This is a genomic window from Streptomyces sp. 13-12-16 (genome assembly GCF_002114215.1).
Taxonomy (GTDB): Bacteria; Actinomycetota; Actinomycetes; order Streptomycetales; family Streptomycetaceae; genus Streptomyces.
In genome coordinates this window covers 1-3177 of sequence record NZ_NCTE01000732.1, presented here as the reverse complement: position 1 = coordinate 3177, position 3177 = coordinate 1, and the positions used below count along the sequence as shown (strand labels likewise).

Here is a 3177-nt window from a genome sequence, read left to right as displayed (position 1 = left end):
CGAACTGCTTGATGTTGCCGGGGTTCACCCGGACCGCCGCGCAGCCGGCCTCGATCGCGGCGAAGACGTACTTGGGCTGGAAGTGGATGTCGGCGATCACCGGGATCTGCGACTTCCTCGCGATCACGGGCAGCGCGTCGGCGTCGTCCTGGGTCGGACAGGCGACCCGGACGATCTGGCACCCCGAGGCGGTCAGCTCGGCGATCTGCTGGAGGGTGGCGCCGATGTCGGACGTACGCGTGGTCGTCATCGACTGCACGGACACCGGGGCGTCCCCGCCCACCGCCACGGATCCGACCTGGATCTGCCGGCTCTTCCGACGCTCGGCGAGCCTGGTCGGAACGGACGGCATGCCGAGAGAAATCGCAGTCATCTGCTGTGCAACCCCAAGTCGTGGATCTAGGTCCGGCTCCCCGTGAGCAGCGGGCTCCGGGCTCCGAGATTACGGCAATGGCCAACGCCCGAGCACATCCCGCCCCTAAACCCCCTCAAAGGGCGACGGCCCGGAACCGTAGGGTTCCAGGCCGTCGTGAACGGCGGGTGTCGCCTTCCGGGGCTATGAGATCCGCACCGGGTTCACCACGTCCGCGATCAGGACGAGGATGGTGAAGCAGACGAAGACCCCTGCCACCACGTACGCCACCGGCATCAGTTTCGCCACGTCGAACGGACCGGGGTCCGGGCGGCGCAGCACCCTGGCGAGGTTGCGGCGCAGCGACTCCCACAGGGCTCCCGCGATGTGCCCGCCGTCGAGCGGCAGCAGCGGGAGCATGTTGAACAGGAACAGGGAGAGGTTGAACATCCCGAGCATCATCACGAACATGGCCACCTGCTGCGAGGCGGGGATGTCGAGGGTGGCGATCTCGCCGCCGACCCGGGCCGCGCCGACGACGCCCATCGGGGAGTCGGGTTCGCGGGGGCCGTCGCCGAAGGCCGCGTCCCACAGGGCGGGGATCTTGGTCGGCAGGGCGGCGAGGGAGTCGACGGCGTCGCCGACCCGGTCGGTCATCCAGGTCACGGAGTCGCCGAAGTCCTGTTTGACGACGCCGTTGGCCGCGCTGAAGCCGAGGAAGCCCGCCTTGACGTACTCGCCCTCGACGTAGGCGCCGTTGCCGTCCTTCTTGGCGACCATGTTGGTGGCGATCTTCGCCTGGAGGGTGACCTCCCGGCCGTCGCGTTCGACGACGATCGGCACGCTCTTGCCGGCGCTGTCGCGGATGAGGTCGGAGAGGGTGCCCCAGTCGTCGGTCCTGACCCCGGCGAAGGCGACGATCCTGTCGTCGGCCTTCATCCCGGCGGCGGCGGCCGGGGACTGGGGGTCGGACTTCTTGCAGTCGTCGCGGTCCTCGGTCTGCGAGATCACGCACTGCGAGACCGAGCTGACGGTGGTGGTCTGCTGCTGGATGCCGAAGCCCATCAGCACGGTGAGGAACAGCGCCACCGCGAGGACCAGGTTCATGAAGGGGCCCGCGAACATCACGACGACCCGTTTCCACGGCTTGCGCGTGTAGAACATGCGCTTCTCGTCGCCGGGCCTGAGCTCCTCGAAGGCGGCGGAGCGGGCGTCCTCGATCATGCCGCGCCACGGGGAGGTGGAGCGGGCCTCCAGTCTGCCGTCGGGGCCGGGCGGGAACATGCCGATCATGCGGATGTAGCCGCCGAACGGGATCGCCTTGACGCCGTACTCGGTCTCGCCCTTGTTGCGCGACCAGAGGGTGGGTCCGAAGCCGACCATGTACTGGGGCACGCGGATGCCGAACATCTTGGCCGTGGACAGATGGCCCAGTTCGTGCCACGCGATCGAGAACAGCAGGCCGGCCGCGAAGACGACTATGCCGAGGATGAACATCAGGGTCGTCATGCACGCGCCTCCGCGCTCGCCGTCCGGTCGGTCAGTTCCCGGGCCCTCGTCCGCGCCCAGGTCTCCGCTTCGAGGACGTCCGACACGGTCAGTGGAGTTCCCGTCGCGGGGGCGCCGTGTTCCTCGACGACCCGGGTGACGGTCTCCATGATCCCGTTGAAGGGCAGCGTGCCGGCGCGGAACGCCTCCACGCACTCCTCGTTCGCGGCATTGAACACCGCCGGGGCGGTTCCCGCGAGCTCGCCGACGTGCCGGGCGAGGTTCACCGAGGGGAACGCCTCGTTGTCGAGGGGGAAGAACTCCCAGGTGGACGCCTTGCTCCAGTCGAAGACCGGGGCGGCGTCGGGGACCCGTTCGGGCCAGCCGAGGCCGATGGCGATCGGTCCGCCCATGTCGGGGGGCGTCGCCTGGGCCAGTGTCGATCCGTCCGTGAACTCAACCATCGAGTGGACATACGACTGCGGGTGCACGACGACCTCAATGCGGTCGAAGGGAATGTCGTACAGCAGGTGCGCCTCGATGACCTCCAGGCCCTTGTTGACGAGGGTCGCGGAGTTGATCGTGATGACCGGGCCCATGGCCCAGGTGGGGTGCGCGAGGGCGTCCTCGACGGTGACGTCGGCCAACTGCTCCTTGGTGCGGCCGCGGAAGGGGCCGCCGGAGGCGGTGACGACGAGCCTGCGGACGTCCGCGCGGGTGCCGGCGGCCAGCGCCTGGAAGAGGGCGGCGTGCTCGGAGTCGACCGGGATGATCTGACCGGGCTTGGCGAGGGCCTTGACCAGGGGGCCGCCGACGATGAGCGACTCCTTGTTGGCGAGCGCGAGGGTGCGGCCCGCCTCCAGGGCGGCGAGGGTCGGGGCGAGACCGATGGAGCCGGTGATGCCGTTGAGGACGGTGTGGCAGTCGGAGGCGGCGAGCTGCGTGGCCGCGTCCTTCCCGGCCAGGATCTCGGGCAGCGGCTCCCCCGCCCCGTACCGCTCGGACAGCGCCTCGCGCAGCGCCGGTACGACGTCCTCGCGGGCGACACCGACGGTACGCACCCGCAGCCGGTGGGCCTGCTCGGCGAGGAGGGCGACCCGGCCGCCGTGGGCGGACAGGGCGGTGACCCGGAAGCGGCCGGGGTTGCGCAGCACGAGGTCGATGGCCTGGGTGCCGATCGACCCGGTGGAGCCGAGGATCACCACGTCCTTCGGTCCGTCTCCCGCCACGGGGTCGTAGACGAGGTGCGGGTCGGCGAGGGGAGCTGGAGCGTCGGTCATGGACCCCATTGTGTCGGGTCACACGCACGGCCGGGGCCCCGCCCCGGCGGGTCGGGC

Annotated in this window: 3 protein-coding genes; all 3 read right to left on the bottom strand. The window is 70.1% G+C overall.

Annotated elements, in window-relative coordinates:
• The coding region (locus B7767_RS27475) for a flavodoxin-dependent (E)-4-hydroxy-3-methylbut-2-enyl-diphosphate synthase (protein ID WP_179167307.1) at positions 1 to 373 on the bottom strand (373 nt) is incomplete at its 3' end.
• Positions 374 to 556: 183 nt separating this feature from the next.
• Complete coding sequence (locus B7767_RS27470) at positions 557 to 1849, bottom strand: RIP metalloprotease (protein ID WP_179167308.1); 1293 nt, start codon at positions 1847 to 1849, stop codon at positions 557 to 559.
• 8 nt (positions 1850 to 1857) lie between these two features.
• Positions 1858 to 3120: a 1-deoxy-D-xylulose-5-phosphate reductoisomerase gene (gene dxr, locus B7767_RS27465; RefSeq protein WP_085574530.1), complete on the bottom strand. Its 1263-nt coding sequence runs from the start codon at positions 3118 to 3120 to the stop codon at positions 1858 to 1860.
• Positions 3121 to 3177 lie beyond the last annotated feature (57 nt).